This window comes from Pseudoxanthomonas japonensis, assembly GCF_010093445.1.
GTDB classification, from domain to species: domain Bacteria; phylum Pseudomonadota; class Gammaproteobacteria; order Xanthomonadales; family Xanthomonadaceae; genus Pseudoxanthomonas_A; species Pseudoxanthomonas_A japonensis.
Genome location: NZ_PDWW01000010.1, coordinates 21,402 through 37,233, shown reverse-complemented (window position 1 = coordinate 37,233; position 15,832 = coordinate 21,402). Strand labels below are relative to the sequence as shown.

12 protein-coding genes are annotated in these 15,832 nt (G+C 68.5%); 2 read left to right on the top strand and 10 right to left on the bottom strand.

Features of this window, described 5'->3' with window-relative positions; all coding sequences use genetic code 11:
- Positions 1 to 293: 293 nt before the first annotated feature.
- The 4 genes from tldD to CSC78_RS08995 all read right to left on the bottom strand — a co-directional run bounded on the left by tldD (position 294) and on the right by CSC78_RS08995 (position 7,844).
- Entirely contained in the window at positions 294 to 1,736 is a 1,443-nt protein-coding gene (tldD, locus tag CSC78_RS09010) for a metalloprotease TldD (RefSeq protein ID WP_162337583.1), read from the bottom strand.
- 60 nt (positions 1,737 to 1,796) lie between these two features.
- Entirely contained in the window at positions 1,797 to 5,633 is a 3,837-nt protein-coding gene (locus tag CSC78_RS09005) for a YhdP family protein (protein WP_162337582.1), read from the bottom strand.
- A 114-nt stretch (positions 5,634 to 5,747) separates the two neighbouring features.
- Positions 5,748 to 7,235, bottom strand: coding sequence for a ribonuclease G (gene rng, locus CSC78_RS09000; RefSeq protein ID WP_162337581.1), 1,488 nt, complete (start codon positions 7,233 to 7,235; stop codon positions 5,748 to 5,750).
- Positions 7,236 to 7,247: 12 nt separating this feature from the next.
- The gene (locus tag CSC78_RS08995; protein WP_162337580.1) at positions 7,248 to 7,844 is read right to left on the bottom strand and encodes a Maf family protein; all 597 of its coding nucleotides are present in this window, start codon (positions 7,842 to 7,844) and stop codon (positions 7,248 to 7,250) included.
- A gap of 158 nt (positions 7,845 to 8,002) precedes the next feature.
- Between CSC78_RS08995 and CSC78_RS08990 the strand changes: the two genes are divergently transcribed.
- Together CSC78_RS08990 and CSC78_RS08985 are read left to right on the top strand one after the other, a co-directional pair.
- Complete coding sequence (locus tag CSC78_RS08990) at positions 8,003 to 8,746, top strand: SIMPL domain-containing protein (RefSeq protein ID WP_162337579.1); 744 nt, start codon at positions 8,003 to 8,005, stop codon at positions 8,744 to 8,746.
- A 210-nt stretch (positions 8,747 to 8,956) separates the two neighbouring features.
- A complete protein-coding gene (locus CSC78_RS08985; RefSeq protein WP_162337578.1) occupies positions 8,957 to 9,628 on the top strand; it encodes an energy transducer TonB in 672 nt (223 codons plus the stop codon).
- Between the two features lie 190 nt (positions 9,629 to 9,818).
- On the opposite strand, the gene rlmH is transcribed toward CSC78_RS08985, so the two are convergent.
- The 6 genes from rlmH to leuS form a co-directional block, all read right to left on the bottom strand.
- Positions 9,819 to 10,289 carry a 23S rRNA (pseudouridine(1915)-N(3))-methyltransferase RlmH gene (gene rlmH / locus CSC78_RS08980; RefSeq protein WP_162337577.1) on the bottom strand — a complete coding sequence of 157 codons (471 nt, stop codon included), beginning with the start codon at positions 10,287 to 10,289 and terminating at the stop codon, positions 9,819 to 9,821.
- Positions 10,290 to 10,374: 85 nt separating this feature from the next.
- A complete protein-coding gene (gene rsfS, locus CSC78_RS08975) occupies positions 10,375 to 10,791 on the bottom strand; it encodes a ribosome silencing factor (RefSeq protein ID WP_055935896.1) in 417 nt (138 codons plus the stop codon).
- Positions 10,792 to 10,822: 31 nt separating this feature from the next.
- The gene (gene nadD, locus CSC78_RS08970; protein WP_162337576.1) at positions 10,823 to 11,500 is read right to left on the bottom strand and encodes a nicotinate-nucleotide adenylyltransferase; all 678 of its coding nucleotides are present in this window, start codon (positions 11,498 to 11,500) and stop codon (positions 10,823 to 10,825) included.
- Positions 11,501 to 11,507: 7 nt separating this feature from the next.
- Positions 11,508 to 12,542, bottom strand: a complete 1,035-nt coding sequence (holA, locus tag CSC78_RS08965) for a DNA polymerase III subunit delta (protein ID WP_162337575.1) — start codon at positions 12,540 to 12,542, stop codon at positions 11,508 to 11,510.
- On the bottom strand, positions 12,542 to 13,090 hold the full coding sequence (locus CSC78_RS08960; protein ID WP_162337574.1) for an LPS-assembly lipoprotein LptE: 549 nt from the start codon (positions 13,088 to 13,090) through the stop codon (positions 12,542 to 12,544). The genes holA and CSC78_RS08960 overlap by 1 nt, the downstream gene beginning before the upstream one ends.
- A gap of 84 nt (positions 13,091 to 13,174) precedes the next feature.
- The gene (leuS, locus tag CSC78_RS08955) at positions 13,175 to 15,808 is read right to left on the bottom strand and encodes a leucine--tRNA ligase (protein WP_162337573.1); all 2,634 of its coding nucleotides are present in this window, start codon (positions 15,806 to 15,808) and stop codon (positions 13,175 to 13,177) included.
- Positions 15,809 to 15,832: the final 24 nt, after the last annotated feature.

The window sequence follows — 15,832 nt, the reverse complement described above, 5'->3', positions numbered from 1 at the left end:
TCATGGAGTCCGCCGCACCCTCATCCGTCCCTGCGGGGCACCTTCTCCCGACGGGAGAAGGGACCGGCAAGGACGCACACTGTTCGGGGCGATGCGCGATGTGCGGTTGGACCCTGGCGCAGCGCAGGCGATCGACTAAGGTGACGCACTCTCGTCCCTCTCCCACCGGGAGAGGGGTTGGGGAGAGGGTCCGGCGAAGTCCATGTGGCGCAGGCGTCATGGATTCCGCTGCACCCTCATCCGCCCCTGCGGGGCACCTTCTCCCGACGGGAGAAGGGACAGGCAGGAGCGCATCACGCCTTCGTCCCACCCACCGTCAGGCCTTCGATCAGCAACGACGGCTGGCCCACGCCCACCGGCACGCTCTGGCCGTCCTTGCCGCACACGCCGACGCCCTGGTCGAGCGCCAGGTCGTGGCCGACCATCTTCACCTTCTGCATGGTTTCTGGACCGTTGCCGATCAGCGTGGCGCCCTTGACCGGCGCGGTGATGCGGCCATCCTCGATCAGGTAGGCCTCGGTCGCGGAGAACACGTACTTGCCGCTGGTGATGTCGACCTGGCCGCCGCCGAAATTGACCGCGTACAGGCCCTTCTTCACCGAGCGGATCATGTCTTCCGGGTCGTGCTGGCCGGCGAGCATGTAGGTGTTGGTCATGCGCGGCATCGGCAGGTGCGCGAACGACTCGCGACGGCCGTTGCCCGTGGGCGCCACGCCCATCAGGCGTGCGTTGTGCGTGTCCTGCATGTAGCCGACCAGCACGCCATCCTCGATCAGGGTAGTGCAGTTGGTCGGCGTGCCTTCGTCGTCGATGTTGAGCGAACCGCGGCGGCCCGGCAGCGTGCCGTCATCGACGATGGTGACGCCCTTCGACGCGACCTGCTGGCCGATGCGACCCGCGTACACGCTGGTGCCCTTGCGGTTGAAGTCGCCTTCCAGCCCATGGCCGACGGCTTCGTGCAGCAGCACGCCCGGCCAGCCGCTGCCCAGCACCACCGGCATCACGCCGGCCGGCGCATCGATCGCCTCCAGGTTCACCAGCGCCTGCCGCAACGCCTCGCGTGCGAGGTCCTCGGGCTTGCCGTCGGCGAACAGCTCGGCATAGCCATAGCGTCCGCCCATGCCGGCGTAGCCGGATTCGCGGCGACCGTTCTGCTCGACGATCACCTGCACGTTCAAGCGCACCAGCGGGCGCACGTCGGAGGAGAGCACGCCGTCGCTGCGCGCGACCAGCACGGTGTCGATGCCGCCGGACAGGCTGACGGTCACCTGCTGCACGCGCGGGTCGGCGGCGCGCAGGAAGCGATCGACCGCACGCAGTGCCTCGACCTTGGCGTCGTTGCCCATCGCATCGATGGGATCGTCGCCGGCGTACAGCGCGCGGCCACCGCTGCGCACCAGCGTGCGCGGTGTGTGCGCGGCGCCATCACGGGCGATGGCGCGCGCGGACTTCGCCGCACCCAGCAGCGCCTGCGCATTGATGTCGTCGGAATAGGCGAATCCGGTCTTCTCGCCGGAGATCGCGCGCACGCCCACGCCCTGTTCGATCGAGTGCGCTCCGTCCTTGACGATGCCGTCCTCGACCGTCCAGCTCTCGCGGCGGGCGTGCTGGAAGTACAGGTCGCCGAAGTCGATGCCGGGCCCGAGCAGCGTGCCGAACGCACGGTCGAGACCGGAGGGATCCAGTCCGGCAGGCAGGAGGAGACGGGTTTCGGCGAGCGGGATGGGCAGGGTCATGTCAGTACCATGGGGGCGAAGGACGGCCTCGGCAACCTTGCCGCGGCCATCGCGCCGGTGTCAGGGGGCGCCGGCGCGGTCGGTGCGGTCGTCGTCGTTGCGGGCGCGCGACTGCTCACGGCCCACCACTTCGACCTTGGGCGACTTCCACGGGCCGGTGACCCGGTAGGTCTTGGCGCCCATCTCGGCCAGCGGCTTCTTCAGGACGGCATTGGCCACCGCACCGACCGCGGCGCCGATGGGGCCGCCGGCCACGGCGCCGACCGCCGTCAGTACGTTGGCGGACTTCGGCTTCACGTCGACGGTCTGGTCGAACCGTTCGCTGCGCAGGTCGGTGTCGCCGCGGATCGCGATCTCGGCTGCGGGGCCATCGATCAGCAGGTTGTCGCTGCGCGCCAGCCCGCCGCCGACACGGATATCGCCGTCGATGCGGTTGAACGCGAATCCCTTGGAGAAGAAGTCGCTGAAATCGAGCATCAGGCGGCGCCGTACTTCGGCCACGCTCAGCAGGCCGAGCACGCGGCCGGCGCCCGGTTCGACCTCGAGCAGATGGCCATCGCGCACGGCCAGCTTCACGCTGCCGTCGAGTGCAGCGAGGCGGAACGCGGCGGGGCTGCCAGGCCAACCGGCATCCGCGGTGATCTGGCCATGTCCACCGCCCACGCGGTCGCCAAGGCCCAGATCGTCGAACAGCACGCCGAAGTTCTCGCTCTTCACCTCGGCAGCGAACCGCGTGCGTGCCGCCGCGCCGGTGCCGGTCCACTGGCCATGCACGTCGATCTGCTGGCCGGGCGAGCGCAGTTGCAACTGGTCCACATGCAGGCCATCGGCCTGTTGCCGCGTGCGCAACTTGGCCGTACCCAGTCGCGCATCGCCGAATCGCAGGTCCTCGACGTCCAGCGACAGCGGCGGCACCGCCGCCGGATCGATGTCGTCGGTGGCGCTGCGCGCGCCAGGTCCGGCGGTCGGCGCACCCTCCACGGGCGCCTTGCGCCAGTGCACGCGCGCCAGCTTGCCGGCGATCGGTGCGCCCTTCGCATCGGGGACGAGCAGCGCACCTGACAGCGCGTCGCCATCCAGCGACACCGCCAACGCCTGCTGTGCGGGCGCGAGTTGCAAACGCGTGTCCGGGAACACGGAACCGATCATCAGCAGCCGCTCGGCAGTGACATCGATATGGCGCAACGCCAGACCGTCGCCTTCCCCGCCGCCGCCACGCGCGACGGTGATCCACTCCATCGCATCCAGCGCGCCGGTGCGGCCGGTCGCCACCAGGCCGGACGACGGTGGCGCGTCCTTCACCACGTCGCTGCCCAGCACCACGCGCACGCCGGTCTGGCCGTTGGTGCTGCGTGCACGCAGCGCCAGCAGGTCGCCGAACGCCACATCGATCTCGCCGCTGCCGATGGGCAATGGCGCGCGGACCGTGGTCGCCAGTGGCGTCGGCGCCGCCTTGCGCATCGGCGCCGGCAGGCTCATCGACGTGCCGACCAGATCGGACGTCAGGCTCAGTTGCGTGGGGGCTTCGGGCGCGCCCGACGCGGTGCGCGGAATGCTCACGCCCACGGTCCACGACGAACGCCCCTCCATGTACGGCTTCAGCCACGCCATTTCCGGAGCGCGATCGAGCAGGCGGTCGGCGTCCACCATCGCGGACAGATCGGCCTCGAACGCCTGGGTGCGGTCGCGCGTGCCGCTGCCGGCGCGCAGGCCCAGCACGCCCGGCTGGCCCTCGTGCACGACCTGCAACGGGCCCGACGCAAAGCCGCCGTCGTCGTACTTCGCCTTGCCGCGCACATTGTCGAACACTAGGTCCCAGCGCGTCTCGGACAGCTGCGTGCCCTTCAGGTCCACGGTGCCGGCCAGCGTCCTGCGCGCCTGCTCGTCGGCATGGAGCGGCTGCAGCAGATCGAACGTTGCCGTCACCGGACCCTTGGCCTGCAGGTGATCCAGCGTGTCGCCATAGGTCTTGTGCAGTGGGCTCTGCCGCAGCAACGCGAGCAATCGGCCCGAATCGGTGTCGGTGCGCGCGGCGATCTTCAGGTCGCCGTCACCGAAATCCGCGATGCCGGCCTGGAAGGCGGGGATCGCGACACCTGCGAGCGCGCCGCGCCCTTTCAGTTCGAAGCCGTTGCCGATGAAGGCGATGTCCGCATCCACCTGCTCGAGCTGCGGCCAGTCCGGCTGGAACTTGAACTGTCCATGCTCGATGTGCGCCACGGCTTCGAACCGGCCGTTGCGGTCGGTGAACGGCCAGTCGTCCAGGTCACCGCTGACGATCGCGCGTCCGTTCCGCACGGTGCCGCCGACCAGCGCGCCGTTGAGCCAGTCGACCGCCGCCTTCGGCATCTTGTGGTGGATCCAGAAGCCCTTGGCCACCGGCACCGGCGCATCGGCGAGATCCGCCGCCAGATCGATCCACGGCCGCGTGCCGTCGCCCTGGAACCACATGCCACCGCGCACGTCGGCCGCATAGTCCTTGCCCTGCACGTGCAGGGCGGAGGTTCCCACGCGCCAGCCGGCGCCTTCCCGCCAGCCGAGCACGTCGCCCTGCAGGCGCACGTCGTGCACCACCGCGAATCCGCTGGGCCAGTCGAAACGCATGTCGGACGCGGGATCCAGCGTCAGGCGGAACCCATCCGCATCGCCATCGAAATCACCGGCAAGGCCGCTGAGTCCGGGTGCATCGCCCACCGCCTTGAACGCGATGTCGCGCAGTTGCCCCTCTGCGTGCAGCCCGCCGTCCTTGCGGCCGGCCAGGGTCAGGCGTGCCAGCCGCGCGCCGGGCTGCGCCTGCACCAGCCAGCGGCGCAGGCCGGCATCGACCTTGTCGCTCAGGCCAAGCACCGAGAACAGCGGCGCCGCATCCACCTGGTCGGCCAGCAGCGCGTAACGCTCGCCGCCCGCGAGCACCAGGCCATCGAGTGTCTGCACGGCCGGCGCCGTGCCGACACGCAGCTGCGGCGCATCGAGCCGCCAGCCACCCGATACCAGTCGCCAGCGCAGGCGGCCTTCGATCTGGTCGAACGCGATCCGCGTAGGCGTGGCGGAATCCGGCAGAGGCGCCCCCTGCAATCCTACCTGGCGCAGGCGGGCGTCCGCGGTCACCAGCACTACGCGGTGCTTGCGCAACTCCGTCCACGCCTGCACGCGCCCGTTGCCGCTTTCGGCGACCACGCCGGCGTAGCGCAGCAGCGGCGACCAGGCGCCGATGTCTTCCGCGGATACGTCGAGGTAGGCGCGTCCATCGCCGGCCTTGCGGTCGAAGTCGACCGCCACGTTCAACGGCGCGGCGTCCTTGCGGATCCACGCACGCGTGCCCGCACGGACGCGGTCGCCATCGACGCGCAGGCGCAGGTCGATCTCGGGCAGGCGGATATCCCAGCCAAGCGACGGCGCGACGATCGCCAGCTTGCCGTCGATCACCTGCAGTTCGCCGAGGCCCTCCAGGCTCCGCAGCGGATCTTCCGTGGACTGCTGCTGCCCGGGCAGTCCGCGCACAGCCCATTTGCCGTCGTCGCCGCGCTGCAACGTCAGCGACAGACCGCGCAGCCGCAACTCGGTGAAGGACCGTCCCGGCAGCAGGCCACCGTACATCGACACCAGCACCTCGGCCTGGCCGATGCGCACGCCGCTGTCGCCCTCGCCCAGGCGCAGGCCGTCGAGCTGCAACAGCGGTCCACGCCGCGTCCATTGCGTCTTCACCGCATCGAACGCGACCGGCCGGCCGGCCCGCTCGCTGAGCCAGGCCGCGACGCGGTCCGGGTGTCGTTCGGCCAGCGGCAGCACCTGGCTGGCGATGCCGAGCACCACGGCCATGCACACCAGTACCACCGCGATGCCATAGACGGCACCCCGGCGAGCCAAGCGCAAGCGGCGGCGCAGCGGCGTGGGCATCAGCGGGCCGGGAATGGGGAACGGGGAATGGGGAATGGGCCCGTCCTGGGCAACGCGCCGGCTATCGGGCTACCGCTCGCACGATTCCCCATTCCCGATTCCCCATTCCCGGCTTCAAAGCAGCACGACATCGAACTGCTCCTGCAGGTACTGCTCGTCCGCCTGGAAGCGGATCGACTTGCCGAGGAATTCTTCCAGTTCGGCCACCGCGGTCGACTCTTCGTCGGTGATGCGGGCAACGACCTTGGGCGAGGCGATCACCAGCAGGCGCGCGGCTTCGAACTGACGCACGGCGCGGGTGATCTCGCGGAAGATCTCGTAGGTCACGGTTTCGGTGGTCTTGATGCTGCCGCGGCCGCTGCATTCCGGACACGGCTCGGACAACTGGCGGGCCAGGCTTTCCACCGTGCGCTTGCGCGTCATCTCCACCAGGCCGAGCGGCGAGAACTCGTACACCGTCGTCTTGGCGTGGTCCTTCGCCAGCGACTTCTCCAGCGTGCGCAGCACCTGGCGGCGATGCTCGGGATCATCCATGTCGATGAAGTCGATGATGATGATGCCGCCCAGGTTGCGCAGCCGCAGCTGGCGCGCGACCGCCTGTGCCGCTTCAAGGTTGGTGCGGTAGACGGTTTCCTCGAGGTTGCGCTGGCCGAGGAACGAACCGGTGTTCACGTCGACCGTGGTCATCGCCTCGGTCTGGTCGATCACCAGGTAGCCGCCGGATTTCAGCGGCACCTGCTTGTCCAGCGCGCGCCCGATCTCGTCCTCGACCCCGTACAGGTCGAAGATCGGCCGCTCGCCCGAATACAGTTCGATGCGTTCGGCCAGGACCGGCATGTACTTGGCGACGAAGGCCTGCAGGCGCTCGTGGGTTTCCTTGGAGTCGACCTTCACCTTCTCCACGTCCTTGCGGATCAGGTCGCGCACGGCGCGCAGCGGCAGGCTCAGGTCTTCGTACAGGATGCTGCACGAGGGCGATTCGCGGCCTCGCCGCTCGACCACGTTCCACACGCGCGACAGGTAGGCGATGTCCTCGGCCAGCGCCTCGGCCGGCTGGCCTTCTGCATTGGTGCGGATGATGTAGCCGTGGCCGCCATGCAGACCGGCCAGTTCGGTGACGACCTGTTTCAGGCGATGGCGCTCGGCCTCGTCCTCGATGCGCGCCGACACGCCGATCACCTTCGACTGCGGCAGCAACACCAGGTAGCGCGACGGAATGCTGATCTGCGTGGTCAGGCGCGCGCCCTTGCTGCCGATCGGGTCTTTCACCACCTGCACCACGATGTCCTGCCCGTCGCGCAGCAGGTCCATGATCGGCGCGGCCGGCGGCGTGGGCAGGGGCGCCTCTTCGCCCTCGACCACCGCGCCCGGCGACGAACGCACGATGTCGTTGGCATGCAGAAAAGCGGCGCGATCCAGCCCGACCTCGACGAACGCCGCCTGCATGCCGGGCATCACCCGCTGCACCTTGCCCTTGTAGATGTTGCCCACCACGCCGCGGCGCCAGCCGCGTTCGATGTGCAGTTCCTGCAGCATGCCGTTCTCGATCACCGCGACACGGGTTTCGCGCGGGGTGACGTTGACCAGGATTTCTTCCGACATGGGGTCCTTCCCTCAGGCTGACGCGGTGACGGCGGATGCCGATGGAAGGATGCCGAAGTCCCGCAGCAGCCTGGAGGTCTCGTGCAACGGCAGGCCCATTACGGCGGAATAGCTGCCGGCGAGCCGGGTGACGAACTGTTCGGCCCGTCCCTGGATGCCATAGGCACCCGCCTTGCCCATCGCCTCGCCGCTGGCGACGTAGGCGGCGATGTCGGCCTCGTCCAGTTCGGCGAAGCTCACGTCGGTAATGACGAGCGCCTGCGATTCACGTGATGCGCTGACCACCGAAACCGCAGAGACGGCCTGATGCGTGCGGCCGGACAGGCGGCGCAGCATGGCCGCGGCATCGGCGGCGTCCACCGGCTTGCCGAAAACTTCGTCTTCCAGGATCACCTCCGTATCGGCGCCCAGCACCACCGCCCCCGGCGTGGCGACGACCTTCAGCAGGCCGGCTCCCGCCTTCTCCCGGGCGACGCGCCGGACGTAGTCGGTGGCCGGCTCATTGGGCTGCCGCTGCTCGGGAATGTCGAGATCGATGCGTCCGAAGGACAACCCCAGGCGGGTCAGCAGTTCGGCACGGCGCGGGGACTGGGAGGCGAGATAGAGCATCGAGGAAGAATAACCCGCGGCGCCTGACTGAATGATCGCTGATACTGGCCGGAGACCTCTAACCCTGCGCCAGATCACAGCGCGTTCATGTCATCGTGAACACCCTTTCGCCTCGACGACCGGGTGCCGCGCCACCCCCAATACGACAAGGAGATCCCATGCGCCTGCCCCTGATCCGTCCCCTGCTGCTCGCCCTGACCCTGTCCCTCGGAACCACTGCCGCCATGACTTCCTCCGCCCAGACCGCTCCGGCCTACGCCATCCCGGCCGACGGCACCCTGCTCAACGTCTCGGCGCAGGCGGAAGCCTCGCGCGTGCCGGACATCGCCACGATCTCCGCCGGTGTCGTCACCCAGGCGGTCGACGGCAACACCGCGATGCGCCAGAACAGCGAGCAGATGGCGAAGGTCGTGGCCGCCATCAAGGCCGCCGGCATCGCCGACAAGGACGTGCAGACCAGCGGGATCAGCCTCAATCCGCAGTACCGCTACGCCGAGAACGAGGCGCCGAAGATCACCGGCTACCAGGCGAATAACACGGTCAGCGTCAAGGTCCGCGACATCGCCAAGCTCGGCAAGGTGCTGGATGCGCTGGCCGGCGTGGGTGCCAACCAGATCAACGGCCCCAGCTTCGAGATCGACAATCCGGAACCGGTCTACGACGAAGCCCGCCTGGCCGCGCTGAAGAAGGCCCAGGCCCGCGCTGAGACCTACGCGAAGTCGCTGGGCCTGAAGGTGCGCCGCATCGTGAGCATCTCCGAGGGCAACGGCGGCTTCCGCCCGATGCCGATGATGGCCATGGCCAAGATGGAAGCGCGTGACGCCTCGGGCGCCCCGCCGGTCTCGCCTGGCGAAACCACGGTCTCGATCAACCTGGACGTGGTGTTCGAACTGGGCAAGTAATCCCGCACCACATGTTCACGACGACGGCGCCCTGCGGGGCGCCGTTTTCGTTCCCGGGCCGGATTCCCGGACTACGCCGAAGGTCGAAGCCCCGCCCTCTTGCGGACGCCCTCCGCCGGAGTAGAGTCTGGACGTGCGGCGCCGGGACGTTGCAACCCCACTCCCCGCGGCCGAGCGTTGTTCCGTTCACAGCCCTCAAGGAGGTGGATCATGGTTCGCGCACTACCCCACGGTTCCGATACCCGCATCGACATCGGCCGCATCGCCGCCATCGCAGCCGCCATTGCCCTTCACGCCGCCGCGCTGCTCATGCTGCTGATCCCGATGGCGGCGCCTCCTCTCGCGCCTGCGGCCAAGCCCAAGCCTGAGGTGCGCTGGATCCAGAAGGAGGATCCCATCCCGATCGTCGTGCCGATCGAGGAACAGCAGACCATCGTCAAGCGGGAAGAGCCGCGCCCGACCGCACCGACGCCTGCCGTGACTCCTACTGCGACGCCGAAGGTCGATGTTCCGATTTTCGTGGCGCCGGGCAGCGAGCGCGTCATCGACATCCCCGCCATCGACAGCAGCGAGGTCGGCGGCATAGCCGTGGGCACAGGACCCTTGCCCTCCGCCACACTGGAGTATGTCCGTGCCACGGCACCGCGTTACCCGCTCAATGAGCTGAAGAATGGCGTGGAAGGCACGGTGGTGCTGCGCGTGCTGGTCGACATCGACGGCAAGCCCCTCGACGTGACCATCGAGACGAGCAGCGGCAACCGCAACTTGGACCGCTCGGCCCTGCAGCATGTGCTGAAGACCTGGCGCTTCAAGCCCGCCATGCAGAACGGGCAGGCGGTGCAGGCCTATGGTCTGGTGCCGATCGCGTTCAATATGCAGTGATGCGCCCGGCATGAAAGCAGAAGCCCGCTGAAAGGCGGGCTTTTCTTTTGCAGTAGCGACGTGAGTCGCGACAGCCGACCGGAGAGCGCCAGCAGTCCTCGAGGCGGATGCTGACCTTCCTGCTTGGCCATTTCTGGCGTGCACCCCATCCGGTCGCGACTCACCTCGCTCCTACAAAAGGACGTGCGACTCATGCGCGGTGATAGGGATGGTTCGCCAGCATCGCGGCGGCGCGATAGACCTGCTCGGCGACCACCAGGCGCACCAGCATGTGCGGCAACGTCAGCGGGCTGAGCGACCACTTCTCGTGTGAGGCAGCCAGCACATCCGGCGCGTGGCCCTCGGGTCCGCCGATCAGCAGCGCGATGTCGCGACCCAGCGTGCGCCAGTGCTCCAGCCGCTGCGAGAGCTGCTCCGACGAGTAAGGCTTGCCTGTGACCTCCAGCGCGACGATATGCGCGCTCTTCGGCAACGCGGCCAGCACCCGCTTCCCCTCATCCTCGATGGCCCGCTGCGGATCGCGCCCTTTTCCGCGCAGCCCCGGCTCGATCTCGACCAGTTCGAACGGCAGCCAGTGCGACAGGCGCTTCTGGTATTCGGCGAAGCCCTGCGCGACCCAGGTCGGCGCACGCTCGCCGGTGGCGATGAGCCGGCATTTCATGACGGCAGGATAGCGGGCACGGGCGAATCTCCCTAAACGACAACGGCGCCACGAGAGCGCCGTCGTATCGAACAACAAGCCTGCGTCAGAGGCGCGATTCGTCGGCCGTCTCGACGTCTTCCGGCGGCTGGTCGCCGACGGTCCACAGCCGTTCCAGCGCATAGAACTCGCGCACGCGCGGCAGCATGACGTGGACGATGACATCGCCCAGGTCCACCAGTACCCATTCGGCTTCGCGCTCGCCCTCCACGCCCAACGGCATCACGTCGAGCTTCTTCGCGAACCTCACCACTTCGTCGGCGATCGACTTCACGTGCCGGGTGGAGGTGCCCGAGGCGATCACCAGGTAGTCGGCGACGCTGGACTTGCCACGCACGTCGATCTCGACGACGTCCTTGGCTTTCAGCTCCTGCACCGCGGCGTGCACGGTGGCAAGCAGGTCCGGCAGGGCCGGGGGCGGGCTGGGGAGACGGGTCTTGATGACGTGGGCTTGGCTGGACAAAGGCTTGGTGGCTCCTGGAACTCGGCCGCGATTATAGCGGACCGGCGTCGGCGGCCCGTGAGACGTAGAGCCTTTCGTCGGCGATCGCGTCCGCGACCGCTCGAGGGACCAGATGGCGCCACGCCTCGCCGGCGGCGATGCGGCGACGGATCTCGGTGGCCGACTCCGGCTGGAGGGGCTGGTTCAGCCGGAATACGCGGCCGGCGGGGGCCAGTTGGAGGTCTTCGGCCCGATCGGTCCAGCGACCCTCCAGCCTGGCGCTCAGGTCGGGCGCGAGGCCGTCCTCGAGGCCGCCGCCCGGCCGATCGGCGACGATGAAGTGCGCCAGGTCGAACAGGGTCGCCCATGAGCGCCAGGTCGGCAGCCCCAGCAGGCTGTCGGCGCCGATCAGCAGGGCGATCGGGACCGCTCCGCCGAGTTCTCCACGCAGTTCCCGCAGCGTATCGACCGTGTACGAGCGACCGGCCGGATCGCGCGCGGCGCGCGCCAGCTCGCGTCGGTCCACGCGAAGGTCGGGCTCGTTCCTTACCGCGATATCGAGCAGATGCGCACGCTGCGCGGCCGTGGCGCCTGGCGCTGCGCGGTGTGGTGGGTCGGCTGCCGGCATCAGGCTGACGGGAACGCCGAACGCCTCGTGCGCAGCGCGCGCGATGGCCAGATGCCCATTGTGGACGGGGTCGAACGTGCCGCCGTAGACGAGATGCAGCATCGCCCGGTCAGGCGACCAGCAGGCGCACGGCCTTCGCGTCCGCGATGGCCAGCAGCAGCCGTTCCAGTCCGACCCAGGCATCGCCGTCGCCCCGGCCCTTGGCGGTCCGGTCGATCTTCGATGCTTCGGCGACGAAGCGGTCCCAGCGCGCCGGCGCGGCGTGACGCTGCAGCGCGCGCTTGAACGGCGCCTGCTTGGCTTCCCAGATGCCCTGCGACTTCATTTCCGCGGCGACATTGCCGCCGTTGGCCTGCACGCGCGCCAGCGTCGCCGTGCGCAGCAGTTCCTTGACGATCATCGGCATCAGGCCAGCGACCACGTCGCCCTCGGCACGCAGGCCGGCGAGGATGCGCGACACCTGTGCGCCCTGCCCCGCCAATACCGCGTCGGTCAGGCGGAACACGTCGTAGCGCGCCGCATTGGCGACCAGCGACTCCATGCGGTCGACATCCAGCGTCTGGCCGTCGCTGAGCAACGCCAGCTTGTCGATTTCCTGCGCCGCAGCAAGCAGGTTGCCCTCGACACGGTCCGCCAGCAGTTGCACCGCATCGCGATCGGCGCGCAGGCCCTTGCTGCGCAGCCGGCTCTCGATCCAGCCCGGCAGTTCGTGCGGCTTGATGGCCCACGCCACCGCCAGCACGCCGACCCGGGTGATCGCGTCACTCCACTTGCCCTGGTAGGCCTTGCCCCACTCGCCAGCGGTGATCAGCAGCACCACGTCGGGCGGCGGGTTGGCGCAGAACGCGCTGATCACCTCCGCGCCCTCCTTGCCCGGCTTGCCGCCCGGCAGGCGTACTTCCACCAGTCGCTGTGCGCTGAACAGGCTGGGCGCGTTGAAGCTCGCCTCCAGCTGCCCCCAGTCGAAATCGCGTCCGTCGGCATCGAAGACTTCGCGCTCGCCGATCCCTTGCGCACGCGCATGGGCGCGCACCGCGTCCGCGGCCTCGAGCACGCGCAACGTCTCCGGCCCCGCGATCAGGTAGACCGGCAGCAGCGGCTCGGACGTGCCGCGCGCCGCCAGCTGTTCCGGCTTGAGCTCCATCAGGGCGCCGCGTTCACCTGCCCCGAACGCACCACACCGTCGATGCGGCGCAGGATCGAGGCGGCCATCTCGCGGCGCAGCTCGTCGGCGAGTACTTCCCGTTCGGTGGTCGTACCGGTGGCGTTGTCGGGCTGCGACACGTAGTCGCGCGACAGCTCCACGACCTGCTGCGGCACCAGATCGGTGCCGTCCGCGTGCTTGAAGACGAACACCACCGCGTATCGCAGGGTGTACTCCTGCGAGCGACCGAACTGGTCCACGGCGATCGGCAGATCGCCCCAGCGCTCGGACACGACACGCAGCGTCGCGACCCGTGTACCAGATGCCGCAACGGCTCCTTCATCGCCGATCTGGGCCGCCAGCGTACCGCCCGCGGCCTGCAGACCGCGCGACAGGCTCGTCACCAGCGCACTGTAGGAGTTGGACGATGAAGTGACCCGGACCGGGCCCAGGTCGGCCGGCAGCGCGATCTTGTTGCGCAGGTGGAACCCGCATCCGGCCAGCAGGGCCAAGGCGAGGACGAGGATAGGCAGGCGGAATCGGATCATGGGCGAAGTCTGGACGAGGCGGTCATGGGCGGCAAGAGCGTAGCCCGACCGCAGGTGAACACCGGGGCAAGAAGCCCCGGCTCCTCATCCCGCCACGATGTTGACGATCTTGCCGGGCACCACGATCACCTTGCGGATCGCCAGGCCCTCGAGGAACTTGGCGGTGTTGGGTTCGGCCTTGGCCAGCGCCTCCACCTGGTCGCGCGCAGCATCCGCCGACACCTCGATGGTGCCGCGCAGCTTGCCGTTGACCTGCACCGCCAGCGTCACCGAATCGCGCACCAGCGCCTCGGTGTCGACCTGCGGGAAGGCCACGTCCTCGATCAGCGTTTCCTCATGGCCCAGCGCCTGCCACAAGGCATGGCTGGCATGCGGCGTGATGGGATTGAGCAGCAGCACCGCCGCTTCCAGCGCTTCCTGGCGCACGGCACGGCCCTGCGGGGACGCATCGTCGAACTTGCCCAGCAGGTTGGACAGTTCCATCACCGCCGCGATGGCGGTGTTGAAGCTGTGGCGCTTGCCGTAGTCGTTGCCGACCTTGTCGATGGTCTCGTGCGTCTTGCGGCGTACGGCCTTCTGGTCCGCCGTCAGCGCCGCAACGTCCAGCGCCTGCGCAGCACCGTCGGCGACATGCTTCTGCACCTGCGTCCACAGGCGGCGCAGGAAGCGCGCCATGCCTTCGACACCGGCCTCGTTCCATTCCAGCGACTGCTCGGGCGGCGCGGCGAACATCGAAAACAGGCGCACCGTGTCGGCACCGAACTTGTCGACCATCGACTGCGGATCGACGCCGTTGTTCTTCGACTTCGACATCTTCTCGACCGGGCCGATCTTCACCGGCTGCCCGTCGGCCTTCAGCGTGGCGCCGACCACGCGCGCCTTGTCGTCGCGCTGGATCTCGACGTCGACCGGATTGATCCAGTCCTTCGAACCATCGGCATTGTCGCGGTAGAAGGTTTCCGCAATCACCATGCCCTGCGTCAGCAGGTTGGTCGCCGGCTCGTCGCTGTCCACCATGCGCGCGTCGCGCAGCAGCTTGTGATAGAAGCGGAAGTACATCAGGTGCAGGATCGCGTGCTCGATGCCGCCGATGTACTGGTCGACCGGCAGCCAGTAGTTGCCGCGCTTGTCGACCATGTCCTTCGCGCCCGGCGAGGTGTAGCGCGCGTAGTACCAGCTCGACTCCATGAAGGTGTCGAACGTGTCGGTCTCGCGCTCGGCGGCGGCGCCGCACTGCGGGCACTTGGTCTTGCGCCACTCGGGATCGGCCTTGATCGGCGACTTCACGCCGTCCAGGGTGACGTTCTCCGGCAGCACGACGGGCAGGTCGGAATCCGGCACCGGCACCGCGCCGCAGGCGTTGCAGTAGATGACGGGAATCGGGCAGCCCCAGTAACGCTGGCGGCTGACGCCCCAGTCGCGCAGGCGGTAGTTGACCCGGCGCTGGCCCTGGCCCTTGCGCTCGAAACGCTCGGCCAGTGCCTCGAAGGCACCGCGGTAGTCCAGCCCGTCGAATTCGCCGGAATTGACCAGTTCCAGGTCATCGCGCGTCTTGTCGCCGTACCAGTCGCGCCACGTAGTGGCGTCGTAGGTCTTCTCGTCGTCGTGCTTCGGCGCCTTCAGCGCGATGACCTGCTGGATCGGCAGCGCGTACTTGCTGGCGAACTCGAAGTCGCGCTGGTCGTGGCCGGGCACCGCCATCACCGCGCCGGTGCCGTAGCCCATCAACACGAAGTTGGCGACCCACACCGGCACCTTGTCGCCGGTGATCGGATGGATGGCGCGCAGGCCGGTGTCCATGCCGCGCTTTTCCTGGGTCTCCAGTTCCGCCTCGGACACGCCACCGTGCTTCAGCTCCTCGAGGAATGTGGCAAGTGCCGGATTCGATGCTGCCGCCTTCAGCGCCAGCGGATGCTCACCGGCGATCGACACGAAAGTCACACCCATCAACGTGTCGGGACGCGTGGTGAACACCGTCAGCGGCTCGTGGCCTTCGACGGCGAACTGGATTTCCAGACCTTCCGAACGGCCGATCCAGTTGCGCTGCATGGTCTTGACCGCATCGGGCCAGCCCGGCAGGTCGTCCAGGCCGTCCAGCAGTTCCTGCGCGTAATCGGTGATGCGCAGGAACCACTGCGGGATCTCGCGCTTCTCGACCAGCGCGCCGCTGCGCCAGCCGCGGCCGTCGATGACCTGCTCGTTGGCCAGCACGGTCTGGTCGACCGGGTCCCAGTTCACCACCGAGTTCTTGCGGTAGGCCAGGCCCTTGCGCAGCAGGCGGGTGAACATGCGCTGCTCATGCACGTAGTACTCGGGGCGGCAGGTGGCGAACTCGCGCGACCAGTCGATCGCGTAACCCAGCGACTTCAGCTGGCTGCGCATGTGCTCGATGTTGGCGTAGGTCCACTTGGCCGGCGCGGTCCTGTTCTTGATCGCGGCGTTCTCGGCCGGCAGGCCGAAGGCGTCCCAGCCCATCGGCTGCAGCACGTTGTGCCCGGTCATGCGCTTGTAGCGGCTGATCACGTCGCCGATGGTGTAATTGCGCACGTGGCCCATGTGCAGCGCACCGGACGGATACGGCAGCATCGACAGGCAATAGAACTTGGGCTTGTCCGACTGCTCATCGACCTCGAAGGCGCGCCGGGCCTCCCAGAAGGACTGGGCCTGGGATTCGACGGCTTTGGGGTCGTAGGAAGCGGGTTCGGCGGCAATGGACATGGCGGTGTGCGGCGACGGCGACGG